Origin of the sequence: Allobosea robiniae, from assembly GCF_900102525.1 — a bacterium.
Classification (GTDB): Bacteria; Pseudomonadota; Alphaproteobacteria; order Rhizobiales; family Beijerinckiaceae; genus Allobosea; species Allobosea robiniae.
This window is the reverse complement of sequence record NZ_FNBZ01000009.1, coordinates 24,940-48,135: the sequence shown is the minus strand read 5'-3', so window position 1 is coordinate 48,135 and position 23,196 is coordinate 24,940. Positions and strand designations below refer to the sequence as shown.

The window sequence follows — 23,196 nt, the reverse complement described above, 5'->3', positions numbered from 1 at the left end:
GCGTCAGAGCCCCCTCGCATCGCCATCGGAACGCGGATCATGCACGGCTTCGACCTGGCCCCTGGCGTGCTTCACCAGCATGCCGGCATGGCCGAAGCCCTCGGAATAGGCGAGGCCGCTTTCCTCGACCGGATGGCCGGCGGCATCGAGCCGCTCCAGCAGCGACGGGTCGAATCGATCCTCGAACTTGAGGCTGGTCGAGCCCGCACCCCAGGTCTTGCCGAAGAGCCAGCGCGGCGCGTCGACCGCCGTGGCGAGGTTCTGGCCGGCGCGGTAGCGCGTCAGGATCTGCGCCTGGAACTGCGGCTGGCCGTCGCCGCCCATCGAACCATAGGGCAGGACGCGCCCGTCGTCGAAGCGGGCAAGCGCCGGGTTCAGCGTGTGAAAGGGTTTGCGGCCCGGAACCAGCGGATTGGTGGCGTTCTTGTCGAGCGAGAAGGAGACGCCGCGATTTTGCCAGTGGATGCCGGTCGCCGGCAGCACACAGCCGGAGCCGTATTCCCAGTAGATCGACTGGATATAGGAGACTGCGAGGCCCTTGCCGTCGATGGCGCCCATCCAGACCGTGTCGCCGTCGCCATGGCGCAGCGGCAGCTTTGCAGCCCGCTTCATATCGATGGCGGCAGCCTCTCGGGCCAGCGCGGCCTCGGTCAGGAATTCGGTGGGCGGGTGGTCGAGCTCGGCCGGGTCGGTGACGTAGCGGTCTCGGATCGCGAAGGCGCGCTTCGTCGCCTCGATCAGGCCGTGATGATGCTCGAACGAGTCGAGCTTCCAGGGGCCGAGCCGCCCGAAGATGCCGAGGATCATCAGCGAGGCCAACCCTTGCGTCGGCGGCGGCAGGTTGGCGACGGTCAGACCGGACAGCTTCAGCGAGAGGGGTGCGACGGAGCGTGCGTGATACCGTTCGAGGTCGGTGCGGGTAACGGGGGCGCCGATGCGCTCCAGATCGGCGGCAATCTCGCGGCCGACATCGCCGCGGTAGAAATCGTCGAGGCCGGCATCGGCGAGCTGCTGCAGGGCGGCGCCGAGCGCCTCCGGCTTGCGGCGGGCGCCGGGCCTGGGCGGGGCGCCATCGATCCAGAAGCTGGAGACGAAGCCGGGAGCGGCCTTCAGGGCCTCCAGCTCGTTCGGCTTGTTGCCCAATTCGGAATCCGAGACCGCATAGCCCTCGCGGCAATGCGTGATCGCATCGATCAGCAATTCCCGCAGCGGCATGCGGCCGCCGAGCGCGCGGGAGAGGTCGAGGGCGAGCTGCCAGCCGCTGACGGCGCCGGCGACGGTCAGGGCGGCTTCCGGCCCGCGCGCCGGCAGGATGTCGTAGCCCTTGCCGCGATAGCGCTCGATCGTGGCGAGCGCGCCGGCCGGGCCGCAGGCCTCGATGCCGTGCATTTTCCCGCCGGGCTCATGCACCAGCCAGAAGCCGTCGCCGCCGATGGCGTTCATATGCGGATAGACCACGGCGATCGTCGCGGCCATCGCGACCATGGCCTCGATGGCGTTGCCGCCTTCGGCCAGAACAGCCCGGCCCGCTTCGGAGGCGAGGCGGTGAGGGGCCGCCACGGCGGCGGAAGCGAAGACAGGCGTATCCAGCATCAGGACTTTTCAAGCGCGCAGATCGTGCCCATCTGGGCAAGGGGCGCGAATTTGTTGCATGGGGCGGCAAGCTCCGCTAGGTGCGTGGGGCGCATGACCGCTTGAGGTGCTCGCGCGAAGGAAGGACAGCATGGCCGGACGGCATACCAACTGGCGCAACCTGATCATGGTCACCTCGTTCGGGATTCTGATCGCGGTCGAGCTCCTCGGCGTGGCGCTGGCGGCTGGCTGGGCGCTGGCGGGCCTGTTCGAGCTCGGCACCATCTTCGAATACATCATGATGGCGATCTTCTCGGTCTTCGCGGCCTACGGCATCGTCAACCTGATGCGCCGCATGCTCAAGATCGAGCATCTGACCGAGGTCGATTGAGGCCTTCGGCCTTTTCTATCAATCGCAGATCTTCAGCGTGACCGGATCGGCATCCGCCGGGAGATAGTCTCCCATCGGACGGCAGCCCGATGCCGTGCAGATGCGCCAGTCGGCCGTCGCGCCCGAGCGGCGCATCACCACGTCCTTCAGCGGCGGCAGCGCCGGATGCCAGCGCCAGAAGCCGTCCACGAGCTTCGCGCCATCGGGCGGGTCCATGCCGGCGCCGGAGCCTTCGATCCGGGCCTCGACGATCTCCAGGCCGGCGGGCGTTTCCCGCCAGACCTCCTCCCAGAGCGTCTTCTGCACCGAATGGCGCCAGCCCAGCGTGATCTCGCCCGTGCCGAGCGCTACCACGAGCGCGCCGGCCGCGAGGCACAGGCTCATGCGGCGGCCGTCTCTGCCTTGCGCGCGGCCAGCCAGTGCCGCCCGACGATGGCGATAGCCAGCGCATAGCCGAGCGGGTCGCTATAGGCGAACTCGCCGAAGAGCAGCACGGCGGCGCCGAAGCAGAGTACGCGCTCGATCACGGTGAGGCGCCCGAACAGCCAACCGATCGCGACCATGCCGAAGAGGCCGATGGCGATCGTCGCCTTGAAGGTGGCGTAGACCACGGCCGGCCAGAAGCCGATGACGTTCGCCATCGGATCACCCTGCTGCAGCATCAGCGCCGGCGAATAGACGGCGATGAAGGGGATGACATAGCCCGCGAGCGCGACGCGCATCGCCTCCCAGCCGATCTTGTCGGGGTTTTCCTTGGCGATCGGTGCGGCGGCGAGCGCTGCCAGCGCCACCGGCGGCGAGAGGTCGGCCATGATGCCGTAGTAGAAGGCGAACATGTGGCTGACGATCAGCGGCACGCCGAGCTTTTCCAGTGCCGGGGCGGCGAGCGCGGCGACGATGATATAGGTCGGGATCGTCGGGATGCCGGTGCCGAGCAGGATCGACAGGATCATGGTCAGGATCAGGGCCAGGAACAGGCTGTGCTGGCCGAGCCCGATGATCCAGGCGCCGAAGGTGGTACCGATGCCGGTCTGCGTCATCAGGCCGATGATGGTGCCGACGATGGCGCAGGCGATGCCGACGGGCAGCGCCGTCTTGGCGCTGTCGGCCAGCGCGTCGCGGCTGATCGCCAGCGTCGTGCGCCCGCCGAGCGTGAAGGCGTTGGCGAGGACCAGGACCGCGATCAGCCCGGCGACGATGCGGATATCCATGCCCTCGCGGAAGAGCGCCGCGGCGATGAGTCCGAGCCCGACCCAGAAGATGATCCGTAGCGTCTGCGTGCTGAAGCCGGCCGTGATGCCGGCGCCAAGCAGGAGCCCGACGGTCAATGCCAGGCCCATCGTGCCGGCGAAGAGCGGTGTGAAGCCGTGGAACAGCATGAAGACCAGCACGGCGAGCGGCAGCGCCAGATACCAGCGCTCGCGCAGGGCCTTGAGCGGGCTCGGCAGCATGGAGCGCTCGATACCCTTGAGGCCGTATTTGCCGGCCTCCAGATGCACCATCCAGAAGGCCGAGGCGAAATAGAGCACGGCAGGGATCGCCGCGGCCTTGACGATCTCGGCATAGGGCACGCCCAGCGTCTCGGCCATGATGAAGGCGACGGCGCCCATCACCGGCGGCATGATCTGGCCACCCATCGAGGCCGTGGCCTCGACGCCGGCGGCGAAGGCGCGCCGGTAGCCGAACTTGATCATCAGCGGAATGGTGAACTGGCCGACGGTCACGACATTGGCGACGCCGGAGCCGGAGATCATGCCCATCATGCCCGACGAGACCACGGCGACCTTGGCCGGGCCGCCGCGCGCGCCGCCGAAGAGGCCGAGCGAGACATCGTTGAAGAGGTGGATCATCCCGGCCTTTTCGAGGAAGGAGCCGAAGACGATGAACAGGAAGATATAGGTCGCGGAGACGTAGATCGGCGTGCCGTAGAAGCCTTCCGTGCCGAAGGAGAGGTGGCCGATGATCTGGTCGAAGCCGTAGCCGCGATGGTTGAAGGGCGCGGGCAGATACTGGCCGAAGAACCAGTAGAGCAGGCAGACGCCGCACATGATCGGCAAGGCGTTGCCCATCAAACGGCGGGCCGCCTCGAAGATCAGCACGATCAGGAGCGTGCCGACGACGAGATCGAGCGTCGAGGGATCGCCGTCGCGCAGGATCAGGTCGGCGTAGAAAATCCACTGATAGAGGCCGATGCCGAAGCCGAGGATGCCGAGTGCCCAGCCGAGCAGGCGGCCGGGCGTGTCCTTGGCCCTGAAATTGGCGATGAGGCCGAAGGAGAGCAGCAGCAGGAAGCCGACATGGACGCCGCGCGCCGCCTGGCTCGGCAGGAAGTTCCAGGCGGAGACCGCAATCTGGAAGGCGGCGAAGGCGAGCGCCAGCCCATAGGCGAACAGGCCCCAGCCGCCGGGGCCGAAGCCGGGCGGGAAGCCATGCTCGAAATTGTCCAGATCGGCGTGCTCGACCTCGCCCGGCTTCGCACCGGAGAGGGTTTCCAACTGGTCGGTTTCGGCGGCGGTGGTGGTCATCGTCCAGATCCTGCCGGTGCTCATATGTCATCCCGCACGCGCCGCGGCATGGAATGCCGCTGCGCAGATGCGGGATCGTTCTCAGGAGAAGGCGCCTTCTCGTCGCGCGGCCCCGTGTCTGCGCAACAGCGTTACACGCTGCAGCGCGCACGGGATGACGCGCTTCATGCAGGCGTCAGGAACCGACCTTCAGGCCCTTTTCCTTGAGATAGCGCGCGGCGCCCGGATGCAGCGGGACCGGCATGCCGTCGAGCGCCTTCTCCAGCTTGATCTCCTTGCCGGCCGCATGCGAGGCGGCGAGCTCGCCGAGATTCTCGAAGATCGCCTTCGTCATCTGGTAGACCAGCTCCTCCTTCACGCCCTCATGGGTGACGAGGTAGTTGACCACGGCAGCCGTGTTCACCGCCGCGCTCTGGCCGGTATAGGTATTGGCCGGGATCGGGGCGCTGATGAAGGGCGGGCCGGCCTTGTCGATGACGGCCTTCGGCACCTCGACGACATTGATCTCGACCGAGGTCGAGAGATCGCGCAGCGAGGCGACGCCGAGGCCGGCCGATTGCAGGGTCGCATCGAGCTGGCGGTTCTTCATCAGCTCGACCGATTCTGCGAAGGGCAGGTACTCGATCTTGCCGAGGTCCTTGTAGGTGATGCCGGCCGCGGCCAGGATGGCGCGGGCGTTGAGCTCGGTGCCGGATTTCGGCGCGCCGACCGAGAGGCGCTTGCCCTTGAGATCGGCCAGCGTCTTGATGCCGCTCTCCTTCGAGGCGACGATCTGGACGTAGTTCGGATAGATCGCGGTGACGCCGCGCAGCTTCTTCAGGGGTGCTTTGAAGCCGGCCTCCTCGTCGCCCTTCCAGGCGGCGTCGAGCGAATCGCCCAGCGTGAAGGCGATCTCGCCGCGGCCCTGCTGCAGCAGCACGAGATTCTCGACCGAGGCCTTGGTCGCCTGCACGGTCGGCCGGACGTTCTGGATCTTCTCGCCATAGATCTTCGAGAGCGCGACGCCCATCGGATAATAAACGCCGGAGGTGCCGCCGGTCAGGATGTTGATGAACTCCTGGGCGCTGGCGGTGACCGGCGCGGCGACCAGCGCAACGGCGGCGGCAAAGCCGGCAAGACGGCTGCAGAACTGTGCTTTCATGACATCTCCCTGAGGGTCGCTCCGGCTCATGCGGCCAGTTGTCGCGTTTTTAGAGCATGCTGAACCGGAAAGGGAAAGCGTTCGACAACAGGTGGCAGTCCGCCTTTAGCCCAAGGGCCGGACTGGTTTCGCCATGATCGGCTGCCTATCTCCGGTTTCGCACGGTCACTTCGCCATGGGCGGTCTGGCTGCGCTTCCGAGCAACGAATGACCAGGAACGACATGCAGGACCGCGCCGAGCAGGGTAGCAGCCAGGGGCTTCGCCTCGACCGACGGACTCTTCTCGCCGGCGCGGGCGCGACAGCGACGCTTGCCGCGCTCGGCTTTGCGCCGGAAGCCCTGGCGCAGCAGGGGCTCAAGCTGGGCGAAGCCAAGGAATTCAGCTTCGAAGCCCTGAAGGAGCGTGCGAAGGAGATGGCGGCCAAGCCCTATTCGGCACCGCCGAATCCGCGGCCCGAGGTGATGCGGCGGATCGATTACGAGGCCCATGGCAAGATCCGGTTCAAGCCGGAAGCGGCGCTCTGGGCGAATGGTCCCTCGCCCTGGCCGGTGACCTTCTTCCATCTCGGCCGCTTCTTCCAGAAGCCGGTGAGGATGCATGTCGTCGATGACGGCAAGGCGCGCGAGATCGTCTACGATGCCAGCTATTTCGAGATGCCCGTCAACTCGCCGGCGCGCGAACTCCCCGCCGGAGCGGGCTTCGCCGGCTTCCGCCTCCAGGAAAGCCGCAGCGGCCATCCCGGGCGCAACGGCGAGGCGCTCGACTGGAAGACGAACGATTGGGTCGCCTTTCTCGGCGCCTCCTATTTCCGTGCCATCGGCGAACTCTATCAGTACGGCCTGTCGGCGCGCGGCGTCGCGATCGACCCGGCGGTCTCCGGCAAGGCCGAGGAATTCCCCGATTTCACCCATATCTGGCTGGAAACCCCGCAGGCGGGCGCCGAACATGTCGTGGTCCATGCGCTGCTTTCAGGGCCGAGCCTGGCCGGCGCCTATCGCTTCCGCATGCATCGCGGCAAGGGCGTCACCATGGAGATCGAGACCGCGCTGCATCTGCGCAAGGACGTCTCGCGGCTCGGTATCGCGCCGCTGACCTCGATGTTCTGGTATTCCGAGACGGTCAAGCAGACGGCGGTCGACTGGCGCCCCGAGGTGCATGATTCCGACGGGCTCGGGCTCTGGACCGGTTCGGGCGAGCGCGCCTGGCGCTCCCTGAACAATCCCCCGCACACCATGGCCTCGTCCTTCGTCGACAGCGACCCGCGCGGTTTCGGGCTGATGCAGCGCGACCGCGAGACCGGGCATTATCTCGACGGCGTGCATTACGAGCGCCGTCCGAGCCTCTGGGTCGAGACGGACGGGCAGTGGGGCAGGGGCTCGGTGCAACTCATCGAGATCCCGACCGACGATGAGATCCACGACAATATCGTGGCGATGTGGGTGCCGGAGGCGCCAGCCAAGGCCGGTAACGCCTATAATTTCCGCTACACGCTGCACTGGCTCTCCGACGAACCCTTCCCGACGAAGCTCGGGCGGGTCGTCGCGATGCGGCTCGGCAATGGCGGCCAGCCGGGGACGGCGCGGCCGCGCGGCGTGCGCAAGTTCATGGTCGAGTTCCTCGGCCTGGCGCTGGAGGCGATCCCCTTCGGCACGAAGCCGGAGGTGGTGCTCTCGACCTCGCGTGGCAGCTTCTCCTATGTCTTCACCGAAGCGGTTCCGGACGACGTCTCCGGCCATTGGCGCGCCCAGTTCGACCTCACCGTCGCCGGCAGCGAGCCGGTTGAGATGCGCTGCTATCTCAAGGCGGGCGATACGGTGCTGACCGAGACCTGGCTCTACCAGTACCTGCCGTTCTGAGCGGGGACGGGCGCGGAATCGCGCTTGCCCCGGCGTGAGCGTAACATTATATCATTTCTTATGGCTCACGCGCACGCTCCTCACACGCATCGCGCCGCCTCGGAAGCTCCGGGGTGGTCGCTGCTGCGTCTGTCGGCGGGAACGCGCGTGGGATTGGCCGCTGTCGTCGTCGCCTTGCTCTGGCTGGCGACGCTGGCCGTGATCCTGTGATCGAGTAGCGTCATGTCCGCCATCCGCCTGACCGACCTGACGCTGGGCTATGACCGCCATCCGGCGGTGCATCATCTCTCCGGCGAGATCGAGACCGGCAGTTTGACCGCCATCGTCGGGCCGAACGGCGCCGGCAAGTCGACCTTGCTCAAGGGCATTGCCGGGGCACTCGCGCCCCTCTCGGGCGGCGTTGCGCTCGCCAGGGGCAAGCGGCTCGCCTATCTCCCGCAATCGGCCGATCTCGACCGCTCCTTCCCGATCCATGTCTACGATCTCGTCGCCATGGGCCTGTGGAACCGCGCCGGCATCTTCGGCCGCATCGGGGCCGGGGCTGCCCACAAGATCGAGCACGCCATTGCGGCCGTGGGACTCACAGGCTTCGAGCGCCGGCCGATCGGCACGCTCTCCGGGGGACAGATGCAGCGGGCGCTTTTCGCGCGACTCCTGCTGCAGGATGCCGACGTGATCCTGCTCGACGAGCCCTTCACCGCGATCGATGCCCGCACCACCGCCGATCTGCTGGAGCTGGTGCGGCGCTGGCATGGCGAGAGCCGCACGGTCGTGGCCGTGCTGCACGATATCGAGACCGTCAGGCAGGCCTTCCCGCAGACGCTGCTGCTGGCGCGCGAGGCCGTGGCCTGGGGCGAGACCGCGACTGTGCTGACGCCCGAGAACCTGCTGAAGGCGCGGCGCATGGTCGAGGCCTTCGACAGCCACGCCGTTCCCTGCCAGCGCGACGCCGCCTGATCCGCCCAAACAGGCCAAGCCGATGTTCTACGATCTCCTCATCGGCCCCTTCGCCGAATTCGACTTCATGCGCCGCGCGCTCGTCGGCGTGGTCGCGCTTTCCGTCTCGGGCGCGCCGATCGGCGTCTTCCTGATGCTCCGGCGCATGAGCCTGACGGGCGATGCCATGGCGCATGCGATCCTGCCTGGCGCGGCGCTGGGCTATCTCGTTGCGGGATTCTCGCTGCCGGCGATGACGATCGGAGGGCTCGCGGCCGGCTTTGCGGTGGCGCTGGCGGCAGGCGCGGTGGCGCGCGCGACCGTCCTCAAGGAAGACGCCTCGCTCGCCGCCTTCTACCTGATCTCGCTGGCGCTCGGCGTCACCATCGTCTCGCTCCGGGGCTCGGCGATCGACCTGCTGCATGTGCTGTTCGGCAATGTGCTGGCGCTCGACGACCAGGTGCTGATCCTGCTCGCCGGCGTCGCGACCGTGTCGCTGTTATCGCTGGCGGCGCTCTATCGGCCGCTGGTGCTGGAATGCGTCGACCCCGGCTTCCTGCGTTCGGTCAGTCGCTCGGGTGGCGTCGTGCATCTCGCCTTCCTCGCGCTCGTCGTGCTCAATCTCGTCGCCGGTTTCCATGCACTGGGGACCTTGCTGGCCGTTGGCATGATGATGCTGCCGGCTGCGGCGGCGCGTTTCTGGACGGCCGATATCACGCGGCTCCTCCTGCTCGCGGCCGGCTTCGGCATGGTGTCCGGCTATGCCGGGCTGGTGGTTTCCTATGCGGCGGGGTCGAGCCTGCCGGCGGGACCGTCGATCATCCTCGCCGCGGGGGCGATCTATATCGGCTCGCTCCTGTTCGGCTCGCAGGACGGACTTGCACGACGCCTCTTGCCTCGCGCCCATCTCCAGAGATAGAAACGTTATATCGTTACATATCCTGGAGTCGCCCATGCCCAACCGTCGCGCTTTCGTCGCTGGCCTCGCTTTCGGGCTTGCCGCAGTCGCCACGCCGTTCGGCGCTTTTGCGCAGGAGAAGCTGCCGGTCGTCGCGAGCTTCTCGATCCTCGGCGATTTCGCCCGGCAAATTGGCGGTGATCGCGTCAGCGTGACCACGCTGGTCGGCCCCGACGGCGATGCGCATGTCTATTCGCCGACGCCGGCCGATGCGAAGGCGATGGCTGCCGCCAAGCTCGTGCTCGTCAACGGCCTGCATTTCGAGGGCTGGTTGCCGCGTCTTGTGAAATCCTCGGGCACCAAGGCGACGATGGCCGAGGCGACGAAGGGCATCACCCCGCTCGAAACCGACGACGACCATGACGACAAGGGCAAGGGCGGCCATGCGCATGCCCATGGCCATGACGATCCGCATGCCTGGCAGAGCGTCGCCAATGCAAAACTCTATGTCGCCAACATCAGGGATGCGCTGAGCGCAGCCGATCCGGCGGGCAAGGCGAGCTATGAGGCCAATGCCACGGCGTATCTCGCCGAGCTCGACACGCTCGAAGGCGAGGTGAAAGCCGCCATCGCGCGCATCCCGGCCGAGCGACGCAAGGCGATCACCACCCATGATGCCTTCGGCTATTTCGTGAAGGCCTATGGCATCGCCTTCGTCGCGCCGCAGGGCGTTTCGACCGAGGCCGAGGCTTCCGCCAGAGATGTCGCCCGCATCATCCGGCAGGTGAAGGCGCAGAAGATTCCGGCGGTCTTTCTCGAGAACGTCACCAATCCGCGCCTTGTCGAGCAGATCGCGCGTGAGAGCGGCGCCAAGGTCGGCGGCCGGCTCTATTCGGATGCGCTCTCGGCCGAGAGCGGGCCGGCGGGGACTTACATCCGGATGATGAAGCACAATATAAGCGAAATCGAAAAGGCGCTCGCCGCCGGCCCGGCCTGACCGGGCGGTGTCATCCTCGTCGCGTCGCAGTCATTCAGGTCAAGCCATGTCCGAGAAAATCCCCGTCACGGTGCTCACCGGCTATCTGGGCGCCGGCAAGACCACGCTCCTCAACCGCATCCTGACCGAGGACCACGGCAAGAAATTCGCCGTGATCGTCAACGAGTTCGGCGAGGCCGGCATCGATGGCGATCTCATCGTCGGCGCCGACGAGGAAATCTTCGAGATGAACAACGGCTGCATCTGCTGCACCGTACGCGGCGACCTGATCCGCATCCTCGACGGCCTGATGAAGCGCAAGGGCAAGTTTGACGCGATCATCGTCGAGACCACCGGTCTCGCCGATCCCGCGCCGGTCGCGCAGACCTTCTTCGTCGACCAGGATGTCGGCGATGCCACCCGTCTCGACGCGGTCGTCACCGTGACCGACGCCAAGTGGCTGAAGGACCGGCTGAAGGATGCGCCGGAGGCGAAGAACCAGATCGCCTTCGCCGACGTCATCGTGCTCAACAAGACCGATCTCGTGACGGCGGAAGAGCTGGCGGATGTCGAGGCCGCGATCCGCGCCATCAACCCCTATGCCAAGCTGCACAAGGCCGAGCGCGCCAATGTCGATATCGCCGCGCTGCTCGACCGCAACGCCTTCGATCTCGACCGCATCCTCGATATCGAGCCGGATTTCCTCGAATCCGGGCATCACCATCACCATGCCGAGGATGTGCGCTCGATCTCGCTGACCGTGCCGGGCGATGTCGATCCTGAAAAATTCATGCCGTGGATCAACGACCTCACCCAGATCCAGGGGCCGAACATCCTGCGCTCAAAGGGCATCCTGGCCTTCAAGAACGAGCCGCGCCGCTTCGTCTTCCAGGGCGTGCACATGATCCTGGACGGCGACCTGCAGCGCGACTGGAAGGATGGCGAGACGCGCGAGAGCCGCCTCGTCTTCATCGGGCGCGATCTCAACGAGAACGAATTGCGCAAGGGGTTTGAAGCCTGCGCGGCGTGAGCTAAAGCCGCGTCATGACGACGATGACCCCACCCGTCTCGCTGCGCGAGCATGTCACCCCAATTGCCGCGGAGACGCATGTCGTCGCGGTCCGCTGGCTGAAGCAAGGACTCGTGCTGGCGCTGGCCGACGGGCGCGTGCTGCGCTGGCGCGACGGCGCCGTCGTGGACGGCGTCGAGGCCCATGCCGGCGGCATCCTTTGTGCCACCGGCGACGGCGAACGCCTGATCACCGGCGGCGATGACGGGCGCGTCGTCGCTACCCGTTTCGAGGGTGAGCCGGAAGAGTTGGCGAAGGACCAGAAGCGCCGCTGGATCGATGCGATCACGCTGTCGCCTTCGGGCAACCTCGCCTGGAATACCGGCAAGACCGTGCAGGCCCGCGACGAGAAAGGCCGCATCCGCACGCTGGATGCCGCGAGCACGCCGCAGGGCCTCGTTTTCGCGCCGAAGGGCTATCGCCTCGCCATCGCCCAGATGAACGGCGTTTCGCTCTGGTATCCGAACACCGAGGCGAAGCCGGAATTCCTGGAATGGAAGGGCTCGCATATCGACGTCGTCTGGTCGCCCGACGGGCGTTTCGTGGTTTCCTCCATGCAGGAGAACGCGCTGCATGGCTGGAAGCTCGGCGACAAGCCCGGCCATATGCGGATGACCGGTTATCCGGCCAAGCCCCGTTCGCTGTCCTGGTCGCATGATGGGCTCTGGCTTGCGTCGAGCGGGGCGGATGGCGCGATCGTCTGGCCGTTCCAGGGCGACGGGCCGCAGGGCAAGGCACCGCGCGAATGCGGCGTGCGCCATGCCCGCGTCACCCGCGTCGCCTTCCATCCGGGCGCGCTGGTGCTGGCGATCGGCTATGATGACGGCTGCATCCTGATGGTCCGCCTGACCGACGGTTCCGAATTGCTGGTGCGGCCGGCGTTACGCGACAGCGGCATCAGCGCCTTTGCCTGGGACAAAGCCGGCAAGCGGCTCGCCTTCGGCGCCGAGGATGGCGCGGCCGGCGTGCTGACGCTGCCGAACTGAGCGGCGATGCGCTTCGGTCTCTTCGGCAAGGCTGAGACCCGCAAGAGCGGCGACGCGAAGGCCGAAGCCAAGGCTGCGGCCGAACGATTGAAGGTGCAGGTCAGGGAGCATCTCGGCCTGCCCGAGACGGCGGCGATCGCCGTCAACGAGATCATCTGCGCCGATCCTGCCTGCCCGGGCAGCGAGACGGTGATCCTGGTGATGAAGCCTGGCGAAAAGACCCGCGCCTACAAGTTGCAGATGGCGATGGCCGAGGTCACGGCGGAGGCGCTGGCCGACGCTTTGCGTGCTTAAGGCCTGAAGCCGTTCGGCAGAGCGGGCGCCTCGGCCTTGAGCACGATCCCGACCCGGCGATTATAGGGCAGATAGGGATTGTCCTTGATCAGCGGCTCGGTGTCGCCGCGGCCGGTAACGGAGAGGAAGCGCTCGTTCGGGACGCCGGCATTGGCGAGTATCTCGCGCACGGCACTGGCGCGGGCGATGGAGAGGCCCCAGAGGTCGCCCTCGGGTGCTTCTCCCGGTCTCGGCGTGGCGCTGTGGCCGGAGATGGCGATCTTGTTGGGCATCTGGCGCAGCGTCGGGGCGACGGCGGCCAGCACCTTGCGCATGCGCTCGTTCGGCTGGGCCGAGCCCTCCGCGAACATCGAGCGGCCTTCCTGGTCGACGAGCTGGATGTCGATGCCGGCTTCCGAGACTTCGACCAGCACGTTGCGCGAGATCTCGGCAATCTCCGGCATGTCGCGCAGGGCCTGCCTGAGCGAGGCGGCGGCGAGCGCGAAGCCGCGGTCGAAGGTCGCCGACATCAGCCCGTCGTCCTTCTGGTTGTGCTGGCTCGGGCCGGGCGTGTCGGTCGCGTCCTCCAGCGGGCGGATATGGGCGTTCTTGATGTGGCTCTTGGTCGGGATGCCGTCGCGCTCGACGATGCCGGCGAGGCGGACGTCCGTCTGCGTACCGAAGGCTTCGCGCATCGAGCCGGCGACGATCTGGAGCTTCTGCTTGTCCTGGCTCGAATAGGCGGCGACCATGACGAAGAACGCCATCAGCAGCGCCATCAGGTCGGCGAAGGTCACGAACCAGCCGTGACCGCCGTGTCCCCCGCGTTTTTTCTTGGCCATGGCCCTAGGCCCCGATCATGCCGCTTCGACCATTTCGGCGCGGTGATGGTCGGGCAGATAGGCGAGCAGCATCTCACGAACCAGCGTCGGGCTCTTGGCGTCGCGCATCTGCAATACGCCGTCGATGATCAAGGTGCGGGAGATTTCCTCCTCCTCGAGCTTGATATGCAGCTTGTCGGCGATCGGCAACGTGAACATGTTGGCGACCATCGCGCCGTAGAGCGTCGCCAGCAGGGCTGTCGCCATCGCCGGGCCGAGCCTCGATGGGTCCGACATGTTGGCGAACATCGTCACCATGCCAAGGATCGTGCCGATCATGCCCCAGGCCGGGGCGCAGTCGCCGATGGCGCGATAGACCTTGGAGCCTTCGTCGAGCCGCTGCAGGAAATTGTCGCGGTCGCGCTCCATCGTGTCGCGGATGAAATCCTTGTCGTAGCCGTCAGCGATATAGCGCAGGCCCTGGGCCAGGAAAGGGTCGGAGACCTCTACGCTCTCGAGGGCGACGGGGCCGCTCTTGCGGGCGATCTCGGCGACGCGGGTGATCTCGTCGATCAGCTCGCGCGGATGGATCGAACGCATCGTGAAGGCGAAGCGGACACCCATCGGCAGGCCATGCGCGATCACCGAGAAGGGAAAACGCAGCATCGTGGCCGCGCTCGCGCCGCCGAAGATGATGATTGCCGCGTGCTTGTCCCAATAGGCGGCAAAATTGCCGCCATCGATCATGATCAGCGCGACGATCGTCGCGATGCCACCCAGAATACCTGCGCCGGTGGCGAGATCCATGACAACATCCTGATCCACGCGATGCTCCGGAGCGCGGGCCGGGCTTTCGCAGTGCGTAAACCATAAGAGATGTGGGTTGAACGAAGCGTTAAGGTTGACCGCTTGCCCGGCGCGCCGGTTTCGCTAAAGCTCGGCGCGATGTCTCTGCTCTCGCTCTATGCCCGCGTCCTCGGCGAGCTCGGCCCGGAAAAGCGGCTGGGTATCATCCTGGCGCTCGCCAATATCGTGCTGGCGGCGGTCGCCTTCGCCGAGCCGATGCTGTTCGGCGCGCTGATCGACCGGTTGACCACGATCCAGGTTTCGGGCGGGACCCTGACATGGGCCAGCATCAACCTGCTGATCGTCGCCTGGGTCGGTTTCGGCCTCGCCAATATCGCGCTCGGCGTCTTCGTCGCGCTGCATGCCGACAGGCTCGCCCATCGCGCGCGCCTGACGGTGATGGCCGAATATTTCGAGCATGCACTGACCCTGCCGCTCGCCTACCACACCCAGACCCATTCCGGCCGCGTACTCAAGGTGATGCTCGACGGCACCAATGCGATGTGGGGGCTGTGGCTGTCCTTCTTCCGCGAGCATTGCGCCTCGGCCGTCGCACTGTTCGTGCTCCTGCCCTTCACGATCTGGAAGAACTGGCAGCTCGGGCTGCTGCTGGTCGCGCTCGTTGTGCTGTTCGGTTCGCTGACCGCCTTCGTGCTGCGCAAGACCGATCGCTTGCAGAGCAATGTCGAGGCCTATCACTCGAATCTGGCGGAGCGGGCTTCCGACGCGCTCGGCAACGTACCGGTGATCCAGAGCTTCACCCGCATCGAGGCGGAGGTGCGCGGCCTGCGCTCGACCATCGCCAATGTGCTGGCCGCGCAATTGCCGGTGCTGTCCTGGTGGGCGGTGGCCAATGTCGCGACGCGCGCCTCGGCGACGCTGACCGTGCTCCTGATCTTCATCGTCGGCACCTGGCTTCTGATGCACGGCCAGACCACGGTCGGCGAGATCGTCACCTTCATGGGCTTCGCCACGATGCTGGTCGGGCGCCTCGAACAGATCGTCGGCTTCGTGAACTTCATCTTCATGCAGGCGCCGAAGATGCGGGAGTTCTTCGAGGTGCTCGACACGCTGCCGAGCGTGCGCGATCTGCCCAATGCCAAGGACCCCGGCCGGCTCGAGGGCGCCGTCGCCTTCGAGGACGTCTCGTTCTCCTATGACGGCAAGCGCGCCGCGGTGCGCGACGTCTCCTTCATCGTGAAGCCCGGCGAGACGATCGCCGTCGTCGGCTCGACCGGCTCGGGCAAGTCGACGACGCTGGGCCTGCTGCACCGCGCCTTCGATCCACAATCGGGCCGGATCACCGTCGACGGCAACGATATCCGCGAGATCTCGCTCCTGTCGCTCCGGCGCAATATCGGCGTCGTCTTCCAGGAGCCGATGCTGTTCGCCCGCTCGATCCGCGAGAACCTGCTGGTCGGCAAGCCGGATGCGACCGATGCCGAGATGATGCAGGCGCTGGAACGTGCCCAGGCGGCCGAAGTGATGGCGCGCCAGGTCGACGGGCTCGACACGCTGGTCGGCGAGCGCGGCCGCACGCTCTCCGGCGGCGAGCGCCAGCGTTTCTCGATCGCGCGCGCGCTGCTCAAGAACCCGCCGGTGCTGATCCTCGACGAAGCCACCTCCGCGCTCGATGCGGCGACCGAGGTCAAGCTGCAGAAGGCGCTGGAGGAGGTGATGAAGGACCGCACGACCTTCGTCATCGCGCACCGCCTCGCGACGATCCGCAACGCCGACCGCATCCTCGTCTTCGAGCAGGGACAGGTCGAGGAGATGGGCACCTTCGACGAGCTCGTCGCCAAGGGCGGGCGCTTCGCGGCGCTGGCGCGGGCGCAGTATCTGGTGACGGACAAGCCGGCCGCGGAGGCCGCAAGCCCGCTGGCGCAGAAATTGCGGGCGGATTGACGAGGGCCCACCCCTCTTGCTGGAATGCTCCGGCAAAGCACCAGAGGGGAATTGTCATGCGATGGCTGGCCGCCGGTTTCGTCGTCACGGGTCTCGTCTTCGGCGCTGGCGCCGCATTGGCGCAGACGAGCTGGGAGATGCCGACAGAGTATCCGGAGACGGCGATTCCCGGAGAAGGGGTCGCGAGTTTCGCCGGGCTGGTCAATGAACGGGCCGGCGGGCGCCTGACGATCAAGCCGAGCTTCGACGCCAAGCGCGGCATCAAGTCGGCGCAGATGATCGCAGCCGTGCAGAAGGGCGAGGTTGCAGCCGGTGATGCCTTCGCCGGTGCGCTCGGCGCGGTCGATCCGCTGTTCGGCCTGTCCTCGCTGCCTTTCCTCGCGACCTCGATCGCCGACGCGCGCCGCCTGACCGATCTGGCGCGGCCCGCCTACGCGAAGAAGCTTGCAGGTTTCGGGCAGAAGATCCTCTACACGACGCCCTGGCCGGCCTCGGGCATCTGGTCGAAGGCGCCGCTCGATTCGGCCGCCGCCCTGACGGGCCTGTCGATCCGGACCTATGACGCGACTTCGACCGCCGTGATGAACGCGGCTGGTGCCAAGGCGGCCAACCTCTCCTTCGCCGATGCCATGCCCAAGGTGAAGGATGGCTCGGTCGTCGCCGTGCTCTCCTCTGGCGATGGCGGGGCAGGGCGTAATCTCTGGGATTTTCTGCCGAATTTCACCGAGGTGAACTACGCGATGCCGATCTCGCTCGCGACGGTCAATCTCGCGGCTTACGAGGCGCTGCCGGCCGATCTCCGACAGATCGTGGATGCGGCGGCGAAGGAGACGGAAGCGCGGCAATGGACGGCGATCCGCACGCGGCTCGATGAAAATTACGCACGGATGCGGGCAAACAAGGTCGCGATCCGCGCCGAGGTACCGCCGGACGTGGCCCAGGCACTGGCCAAGGCCGGGCGCGGCGCCGTGGAGGACTGGCGGCACCGGGCCGGCCCGGACGGGGCGGCCCTGCTCGACCAGTACGAGAAAAAATAGGGCGCGATCGGGGGGCGATCGCCGCAACCGAGGGGGTCTGTCGCGGCAAGTCCCCGGAGCTGCGCGATTACCCCGGTGGTAATCGACCTCATACGCGCGAGTCGCCATGGTCCTCCGCAACGAACGGCCTCTCGGCCGCCAGATGCAGGAGAGAACCATGACCGCCTATGCCATCGCCCATCTGCAGGATGTCCGCCTCGGCGCCGAGATCATCGACTATATCGCGCGCATCGACGGGACGCTCGCACCCTATGACGGGCACTTCCTGATCCATGGCGCGACGCCGGAGATCGTCGAGGGGCCGTGGCCCGGCGATCTCGTGATCATCGCCTTCCCCGACATGGAGCGGGCGCGCGCCTGGTACGATTCGCCGGCCTATCGCGCGATCCTGCCGCTGCGGACGGAAAATTCGCGCGGTGTGACGATGCTCGTGAAGGGCGTGGAGCCCGGTTATCGCGCTGCCGACTTCCTGGCGAAGATCGGTGTTGCCTGAACCGGCTCAGGCGGCGAGTTCTGCTTCGACGAAGGCGCGCACCTCATCGGCCGCGACGCCCGGCGCGATGAAGCTCTTGCCGATGCCGCGAGCGAGGATGAAGGTCAGAACGCCGCGCTTGACCTTCTTGTCCTGCGCCATGGCGTTGACGATCTCCTCGGCGCTGCCGGCTCCGCCCGGCACCTGCTGCAACCGGCTGGGCAGACCGACATGGTCGAGATGGCGCGAGACGCGGCCGGAATCCTGTCCCGAGCACAGGCCGAGACGCTGCGAGAAGCGGAAGGCCAATGCCAGGCCGATGGCGACGGCCTCGCCATGGACGAGGCGCGCGGAATCGTAATGCGTCAGCCGCTCCAGCGCATGGGCGAAGGTGTGGCCGAGATTGAGCAGGGCGCGGTCGCCTTCCTCGCGTTCGTCGCGGGCGACGATCGCCGCCTTGGCGCGGCAGGAGACGGCGACGGCGTGATCGCGTTCCGGGCCGCCGGCGATGACGCGGCTCCAGTTCACCTCGCACCAGTCGAAGAAGGCGGGATCGTCGATCAGCCCGTATTTCACGACCTCGGCATAGCCGGCCTTGAACTCGCGCTCGCTCAGCGTGTCCAGCAGGGCGGTATCGGCGATGACCAAAGCCGGCTGATGGAAGGCGCCGATCAGGTTCTTGCCATGCGGCGAGTTGATGCCGGTCTTGCCGCCGACCGAGGAATCGACCTGGGAGAGCAGGGTGGTGGGTACCTGCACGAAGCGCACGCCGCGCCGCAGAACCGCCGCGGCGAAGCCGGTGAGATCGCCGACGACGCCGCCGCCGAAGGCGATGACGAGGTCGTTGCGCTCGATCTTCGCCGCCAGCAGCGCATCGCAGAGCGCAACGAACTGGGGATAGGATTTCGACGCCTCTCCCGGCGGGATGGTGATGCGGGTCGCGGCGATGCCTTCCTGCTGCAGGCAGGTCTCGAAAGCCGCGCCATGCAGGGCGGCGACGCTCTCGTCGGTGACGATGGCGGCCTTGGCGCCGGGCGCGAAGGCGGCGATCAGGGCGGCCGCCTCGCAGAGCTGGTGGCGACCGATATGGATATCGTAGCCACGGCCTTCGAGCGCGACGGGGACGACGATGCGGGCACCGGTCTTGTCGGACATGGTGGCGTTCATGATGCTGTCGCTCCGGCTGCCGGCCCGAGATAGTCGCCCAATGCGGCGATGGTTTCGCCGACCACGACTTCGTGAGGCTCGTCGCTCGACAGGATGGTGATGTCGGCGAGCGCATAGACCGGCTCGCGCTCGGCCAGCATCCGGCGCAAGGTCGCTTCCGGGTCGGCGGTCTGGAGCAAGGGCCGGTTCGAGCGCTTGCGGACGCGGCGCATCAGCACGTCGGGCTCGGCCTTGAGCCAGACGGAGATGCCGAGTTCCTTCACGCGCTCGCGCGTCTCGGCATTCATGAAGGCGCCGCCGCCGGTCGCCAGCACGAGCGGGGCGCGGGTGGTCAGGACGCGGCTGATGACCCGGCGTTCGCCCTCGCGGAACTCGGCCTCGCCGCGCTGCGCGAAGATCTCCGGGATCGTCATATGCGCGGCCGTCTCGATCTCGGTATCGGCATCGACGAAGGGCAGACCGAGGCGCGCCGCCAGCCGGCGGCCGACGGAGCTCTTGCCGGACCCCATCATGCCGACGAGCACGATGGCCCGCGCGCCGAGAATGGCGCGGAGATCGGTCGTTTCGGAGGCAGCGATGGAAGCGGCGGCGGTCATGATACCTTTCAATCCTCGGCACGGCTGTAGCACCGGCCGGCCGCTGCGTCATGCCCCTGTCACGCGCTTTGCACGAGGCTGTGGCCCGCCGGCCCTTGCGCGGCGCGGTTGCGATCGGGGATAATCAAATCGGGTGCCGGGATCGCGCGCGCCCCAAGCGATTGCGAGAGTCCGCCCGACGTGCCGACGCTGTTCCGTTTCCTGGCTTTCATCGCGATCATCGCCGGGCTGATCTTCGGGGGCATGGTCGCGCTCGTCACCTTCGTTCAGCCGGTTCAGCGCGAGATGGTCGAGATCGTACCGCCTGCCAAACTGCAGCCGAAATGAGCCGGTTGGGGCGCCAGCGGCTGAATGCCTTCCTCGACATGCTGGCGGCCGAGCGCGGCGCGGCGCGCAACACGCTCGACGCCTATGAGCGCGACATTACCGATTATCTCGAATTCCTCGGCGGCAAGGCGCCGGGCGACGCTCTGCCTGGGGATATCCGCGGCTGGCTTGCCGATCTCGCGGCGCGGGGCCTCAAGGCTTCCTCCGCGGCACGCCGGCTTTCGGCCGTGCGGCAGTTCCATCGCTTCCTCTATACGGAGGGGCTGGCCGGCACCGACCCTTCGGCCGCGATCGCCGGGCCGCGACTCGGCCGCCCCCTGCCCAAAGTGGTGACGGTCGCGGATGTCGACCGCCTGCTGGAAGCCGCGCGGGCCGCTAGCGAGCGGGAGGGGATAACGAAGGCCGCGCGGCTCAAGGCCCTGCGCATGCGCTGCCTGGTCGAGATGCTTTATGCCACGGGTTTGCGCGTCTCGGAACTGATAGCGTTGCCCTTGTCGGCCGCGACGACGCGCGAGCGCTTCCTGATCGTGCGCGGCAAGGGCGACAAGGAGCGTCTGGTGCCGTTGAACGACGCGGCACGACAGGCTGCGCGTGACTGGCTGGCTGCCTTGAAAGAGGCCGGAGAGGCGGATGGGCGCTGGCTCTTCCCCTCGGACGGCGAGAGCGGGCATCTGACCCGTCAGGTCTTCGCCAGGGATCTCAAATCGCTGGCCGGGGCGGCGGGGCTCTCAGTTGCGAGCTTAAGCCCGCATGTGCTGCGCCACGCCTTTGCCAGCCATCTCTTGCAGAACGGCGCCGATCTCAGGGTCGTCCAGGAATTGCTGGGGCATGCCGACATCGCGACGACACAGATCTACACCCATGTCCTCGACGAGCGGCTGAAGAGCATGGTCCGCGATCTCCATCCCCTCGCGGATGGAGAATGAGGCGCCTCAGGCCTCGGAACAGCGGATCTGCTGGACGCGCTTGGGCATCTCGCCGACGGCCGGGATGAACTGGCCGGTCGCGGGGTCGAGGATCATCAGCACACCGGTGGCGACGGCGAAATAAGCGCCGTGCAGGTGCAGTCGGCCCTTGCTCTCGAGGATCTGCACGCAAGGGAAGGTGCGGAGATTGGCGAGCGATTGCTGGACAGAGGCCAGCTCCAGCCGCTGCAGATAGTCGTCGAAGCTCTCATGGCGACCACGTCCGCCGGTGCGCTCGGCCGCCGGGCCGATCAGGGTGATCCATTTCCCGATGAAGTCGCCCGGCGAGAGCGCCTGCTGGCTGTCATCGGCGAAGGCGCGGATGCCGCCGCAGCGGCCATGGCCGAGCACGACGATGTGCTGCACCTTGAGCGCCTGGATGGCGTATTCGAGCGCCGCCGAGGTGCCGTGGAGCTGGTCGTCCGGCTGGAAGGGCGGGATCAGATTGGCGATGTTGCGCGCGACGAACATCTCGCCGGGGCGCGCATCGAAGATGACTTCCGGCGAAACGCGCGAGTCGCAGCAGCCGATGAGCATGATCTCCGGCGTCTGGCCGTGTTCGCCGAGCTCTTCATAGCGGCTCTGCTCGCGGATGAAACGATCGTCGAGGAAGGAGCGATAGCCTTCCGTCAGGCGCTGCGGGAATGGCTCTGCAGGCTTTTCCATGGATCCTGTCGAACAGGAAACGGACGGCTTCGTCAAGCATATGTTGCGGTGCGGTATCGCCCAGCCCGCCTGCCGGCCTTCGCTCAATCGCCCTTCCGGGCCAACTATAGACGGCATGGAACCCGCGCGGAGGGAGGGGGCTGCATGCACGATCGGGACATGGACATCTCGGCCTCGTCGCCTAGTCTGCTCGGACTGCCCCGCGCGGCACAGCGCTTGCGCGGGGCTGAGCGCAACGGAGACACCTGCCTTGACCGAACCCTGCGATCTCAGCGCCGTTGCCGCGCGTGCCCTGATCGGCGCCAAGAAACTCTCGGCCCGCGAACTGCTCGAGAGCTGCATCCGCCGCATGGATGCGATCGACCCCGCCGTGAACGCGATGGTCGCGCGCGACGACGACAAGGCCCGCAAGGATGCGGCAAAGGCGGATGAGGCGACCGCGCGGGGCGATGCGCTCGGTCCGCTGCACGGCCTGCCGATCGGTATCAAGGACCTGGAGAACGTCGCCGGCCTGCGCACCACCTATGGCAGCGCGCTCTATCGCGATTTCGTGCCCAAGGAAGACCAGCTCATCGTCTCCAGCGTCCGCAAGGCCGGCGCCATCATCGCCGGCAAGACCAACACCCCGGAATGGGGCGCCGGCGCCAATACCCGCAACGCCGTCTATGGCGCGACCGGCAACCCGTTCGACGCCTCGAAGAGCGCGGCCGGCTCGTCGGGCGGCTCGGGCGTTGTGCTGGCGACGAACATGGTGCCGCTCGCGACCGGCTCCGATACCGGCGGCTCGCTGCGCAATCCCGCCGCCTTCAACGGCATCGTCGGCTTCCGGCCGACGCCCGGGCTCGTGCCGAGCGAGAAACGACAGCTCGGCTGGTCTCCGCTGCCGGTGCTCGGCCCGATGGCGCGCAACCTGCCGGATCTCTGCCTGCTGCTCTCGACCATGGTCTCCGATGCCGCTGCCGATCCGCTCGCGACGACGATCCATGGCAAGACCGTGCGGCGGCCGGAGGATTTCGCCCGCCCCGACGCGATCGATCTCGCCTCGCTCAAGGTGGCTCTGACCCCGGATTTCGGTTTTGCGCCGACCGAACGCCTGATCCGCGATACCTTCTCCGACAAGACCAAGGCCTTCAGCCATCTCTTCAGGGCGGCGGAGGAGGCGACGCCGGATTGCGAGGGCACGGACGAGGTCTTCGAGATTCTGCGTGCCAGCAATTTCCTCGCGGCGCATCTCGACAAGGTCCGCGATACGCCCGACATGGTCGGGCCGAACGTCCGCGCCAATGTCGAGGAGGGCCTGCGTTATTCGGCGCTCGACGTCACCCGCGCGATGAAGCAGCAGACGGTGATCTACCAGCGCTGGCAGCGCTTCTTCGAGGATTACGACGTCATCCTGTCGCCGGCGGTGACGCTGAGCCCGCGGCCCTGGACCGAGCTCTTCCCCTCCGAGATCGACGGCAAAGCGACCCGGACCTATTTCCACTGGCTCGCGGCAGCCTATGCCGTCACCATCGTCGGCCATCCCGCGATTTCGCTGCCGGTCGGGCTCGACCGCAACGGCATGCCCTTCGGCCTGCAGATCGTCGGGCCGCGCGGCGGCGACGCCAAGGTGCTGGCAGTGGCGGCGGCGCTGGAAGCGGCGCTCGCAGGCGATCCGCTGACGGCCCGGCCGGTTCCGGATCTGGCGAAGCTCGCTCAGGCGCGGCCGATCAGCGAAAGCCCGAATTTCATCGGCTTCGCCTGAGGCCTGATTCGCGTTCCATACCAATC

At 67.0% G+C, this 23,196-nt stretch carries 24 protein-coding genes; 15 read left to right on the top strand and 9 right to left on the bottom strand.

Going from position 1 to position 23,196, the window contains the following annotated elements:
- Nucleotides 1-3 precede the first annotated feature (3 nt).
- On the bottom strand, nt 4-1,593 hold the full coding sequence (locus tag BLQ70_RS22435; protein ID WP_091861563.1) for a gamma-glutamyltransferase family protein: 1,590 nt from the start codon (nt 1,591-1,593) through the stop codon (nt 4-6).
- A gap of 130 nt (nt 1,594-1,723) precedes the next feature.
- Between BLQ70_RS22435 and BLQ70_RS22430 the strand changes: the two genes are divergently transcribed.
- The gene (locus BLQ70_RS22430) at nt 1,724-1,963 is read left to right on the top strand and encodes a hypothetical protein (protein WP_061965956.1); all 240 of its coding nucleotides are present in this window, start codon (nt 1,724-1,726) and stop codon (nt 1,961-1,963) included.
- Between the two features lie 18 nt (nt 1,964-1,981).
- Here BLQ70_RS22430 and BLQ70_RS22425 read toward each other — a convergent pair whose 3' ends face one another.
- From BLQ70_RS22425 to BLQ70_RS22415, 3 genes are all read right to left on the bottom strand, one after another.
- The gene (locus BLQ70_RS22425; protein ID WP_091861559.1) at nt 1,982-2,347 is read right to left on the bottom strand and encodes a DUF1850 domain-containing protein; all 366 of its coding nucleotides are present in this window, start codon (nt 2,345-2,347) and stop codon (nt 1,982-1,984) included.
- Complete coding sequence (locus tag BLQ70_RS22420) at nt 2,344-4,488, bottom strand: TRAP transporter permease (protein ID WP_091862006.1); 2,145 nt, start codon at nt 4,486-4,488, stop codon at nt 2,344-2,346. The genes BLQ70_RS22425 and BLQ70_RS22420 overlap by 4 nt, the downstream gene beginning before the upstream one ends.
- Before the next feature lie 175 nt (nt 4,489-4,663).
- Entirely contained in the window at nt 4,664-5,629 is a 966-nt protein-coding gene (locus BLQ70_RS22415) for a TAXI family TRAP transporter solute-binding subunit (protein WP_091861556.1), read from the bottom strand.
- A 207-nt stretch (nt 5,630-5,836) separates the two neighbouring features.
- Between BLQ70_RS22415 and BLQ70_RS22410 the strand changes: the two genes are divergently transcribed.
- From BLQ70_RS22410 to BLQ70_RS22380, 8 genes are read left to right on the top strand one after another with little or no spacing between them, the layout of a single operon-like run.
- Nucleotides 5,837-7,486: an OpgD/OpgG family glucan biosynthesis protein gene (locus tag BLQ70_RS22410; RefSeq protein ID WP_244512123.1), complete on the top strand. Its 1,650-nt coding sequence runs from the start codon at nt 5,837-5,839 to the stop codon at nt 7,484-7,486.
- Between the two features lie 60 nt (nt 7,487-7,546).
- Nucleotides 7,547-7,696, top strand: a complete 150-nt coding sequence (locus BLQ70_RS25750; protein ID WP_162260073.1) for a hypothetical protein — start codon at nt 7,547-7,549, stop codon at nt 7,694-7,696.
- A 12-nt stretch (nt 7,697-7,708) separates the two neighbouring features.
- On the top strand, nt 7,709-8,443 hold the full coding sequence (gene aztA / locus BLQ70_RS22405; protein ID WP_061965964.1) for a zinc ABC transporter ATP-binding protein AztA: 735 nt from the start codon (nt 7,709-7,711) through the stop codon (nt 8,441-8,443).
- A 22-nt stretch (nt 8,444-8,465) separates the two neighbouring features.
- Complete coding sequence (locus BLQ70_RS22400; protein WP_091861553.1) at nt 8,466-9,341, top strand: metal ABC transporter permease; 876 nt, start codon at nt 8,466-8,468, stop codon at nt 9,339-9,341.
- Between the two features lie 34 nt (nt 9,342-9,375).
- Entirely contained in the window at nt 9,376-10,317 is a 942-nt protein-coding gene (locus tag BLQ70_RS22395) for a metal ABC transporter substrate-binding protein (protein ID WP_091861550.1), read from the top strand.
- 46 nt (nt 10,318-10,363) lie between these two features.
- Nucleotides 10,364-11,326 carry a CobW family GTP-binding protein gene (locus BLQ70_RS22390; protein WP_061965970.1) on the top strand — a complete coding sequence of 321 codons (963 nt, stop codon included), beginning with the start codon at nt 10,364-10,366 and terminating at the stop codon, nt 11,324-11,326.
- 14 nt (nt 11,327-11,340) lie between these two features.
- Entirely contained in the window at nt 11,341-12,351 is a 1,011-nt protein-coding gene (locus tag BLQ70_RS22385) for a WD40 repeat domain-containing protein (protein WP_061965972.1), read from the top strand.
- Nucleotides 12,352-12,357: 6 nt separating this feature from the next.
- Nucleotides 12,358-12,645 carry a hypothetical protein gene (locus BLQ70_RS22380; protein ID WP_091861548.1) on the top strand — a complete coding sequence of 96 codons (288 nt, stop codon included), beginning with the start codon at nt 12,358-12,360 and terminating at the stop codon, nt 12,643-12,645.
- Here the strand turns inward: BLQ70_RS22380 and BLQ70_RS22375 are convergent.
- Nucleotides 12,642-13,466, bottom strand: coding sequence for an OmpA/MotB family protein (locus BLQ70_RS22375; RefSeq protein ID WP_061965976.1), 825 nt, complete (start codon nt 13,464-13,466; stop codon nt 12,642-12,644). The genes BLQ70_RS22380 and BLQ70_RS22375 overlap by 4 nt on opposite strands.
- 15 nt (nt 13,467-13,481) lie before the next feature.
- Nucleotides 13,482-14,252: a motility protein A gene (locus tag BLQ70_RS22370; RefSeq protein ID WP_061965977.1), complete on the bottom strand. Its 771-nt coding sequence runs from the start codon at nt 14,250-14,252 to the stop codon at nt 13,482-13,484.
- 138 nt (nt 14,253-14,390) lie between these two features.
- Here BLQ70_RS22370 and BLQ70_RS22365 point away from each other — a divergent pair, with 138 nt between their 5' ends.
- The 3 genes from BLQ70_RS22365 (at nt 14,391) to BLQ70_RS22355 (ending at nt 17,726) form a co-directional block, all read left to right on the top strand.
- The gene (locus tag BLQ70_RS22365; protein WP_091861999.1) at nt 14,391-16,196 is read left to right on the top strand and encodes a glucan ABC transporter ATP-binding protein/ permease; all 1,806 of its coding nucleotides are present in this window, start codon (nt 14,391-14,393) and stop codon (nt 16,194-16,196) included.
- 56 nt (nt 16,197-16,252) lie between these two features.
- Nucleotides 16,253-17,233 (top strand): TRAP transporter substrate-binding protein, encoded by a 981-nt coding sequence (locus tag BLQ70_RS22360; protein WP_091861545.1) that lies wholly within the window; start codon nt 16,253-16,255, stop codon nt 17,231-17,233.
- A 157-nt stretch (nt 17,234-17,390) separates the two neighbouring features.
- Nucleotides 17,391-17,726, top strand: coding sequence for a DUF1330 domain-containing protein (locus tag BLQ70_RS22355; protein ID WP_061966080.1), 336 nt, complete (start codon nt 17,391-17,393; stop codon nt 17,724-17,726).
- A gap of 6 nt (nt 17,727-17,732) precedes the next feature.
- Here the strand turns inward: BLQ70_RS22355 and aroB are convergent, their stop codons facing one another.
- Together aroB and BLQ70_RS22345 are read right to left on the bottom strand one after the other, a co-directional pair.
- Complete coding sequence (aroB, locus tag BLQ70_RS22350; RefSeq protein WP_244512122.1) at nt 17,733-18,872, bottom strand: 3-dehydroquinate synthase; 1,140 nt, start codon at nt 18,870-18,872, stop codon at nt 17,733-17,735.
- On the bottom strand, nt 18,869-19,471 hold the full coding sequence (locus BLQ70_RS22345) for a shikimate kinase (protein ID WP_425284631.1): 603 nt from the start codon (nt 19,469-19,471) through the stop codon (nt 18,869-18,871). The genes aroB and BLQ70_RS22345 overlap by 4 nt, the downstream gene beginning before the upstream one ends.
- Before the next feature lie 177 nt (nt 19,472-19,648).
- Here BLQ70_RS22345 and BLQ70_RS22340 point away from each other — a divergent pair, with 177 nt between their 5' ends.
- Together BLQ70_RS22340 and BLQ70_RS22335 are read left to right on the top strand one after the other, a co-directional pair.
- Nucleotides 19,649-19,795: a hypothetical protein gene (locus tag BLQ70_RS22340; protein ID WP_061965984.1), complete on the top strand. Its 147-nt coding sequence runs from the start codon at nt 19,649-19,651 to the stop codon at nt 19,793-19,795.
- Nucleotides 19,792-20,721, top strand: coding sequence for a site-specific tyrosine recombinase XerD (locus BLQ70_RS22335; protein WP_091861539.1), 930 nt, complete (start codon nt 19,792-19,794; stop codon nt 20,719-20,721). The genes BLQ70_RS22340 and BLQ70_RS22335 overlap by 4 nt, the downstream gene beginning before the upstream one ends.
- A gap of 6 nt (nt 20,722-20,727) precedes the next feature.
- Here BLQ70_RS22335 and BLQ70_RS22330 read toward each other — a convergent pair whose 3' ends face one another.
- The gene (locus BLQ70_RS22330) at nt 20,728-21,426 is read right to left on the bottom strand and encodes a carbonic anhydrase (protein ID WP_061965988.1); all 699 of its coding nucleotides are present in this window, start codon (nt 21,424-21,426) and stop codon (nt 20,728-20,730) included.
- Between the two features lie 250 nt (nt 21,427-21,676).
- Here BLQ70_RS22330 and BLQ70_RS22325 point away from each other — a divergent pair, with 250 nt between their 5' ends.
- A complete protein-coding gene (locus BLQ70_RS22325; RefSeq protein ID WP_091861536.1) occupies nt 21,677-23,170 on the top strand; it encodes an amidase in 1,494 nt (497 codons plus the stop codon).
- The last annotated feature ends 26 nt before the right edge of the window (nt 23,171-23,196 follow it).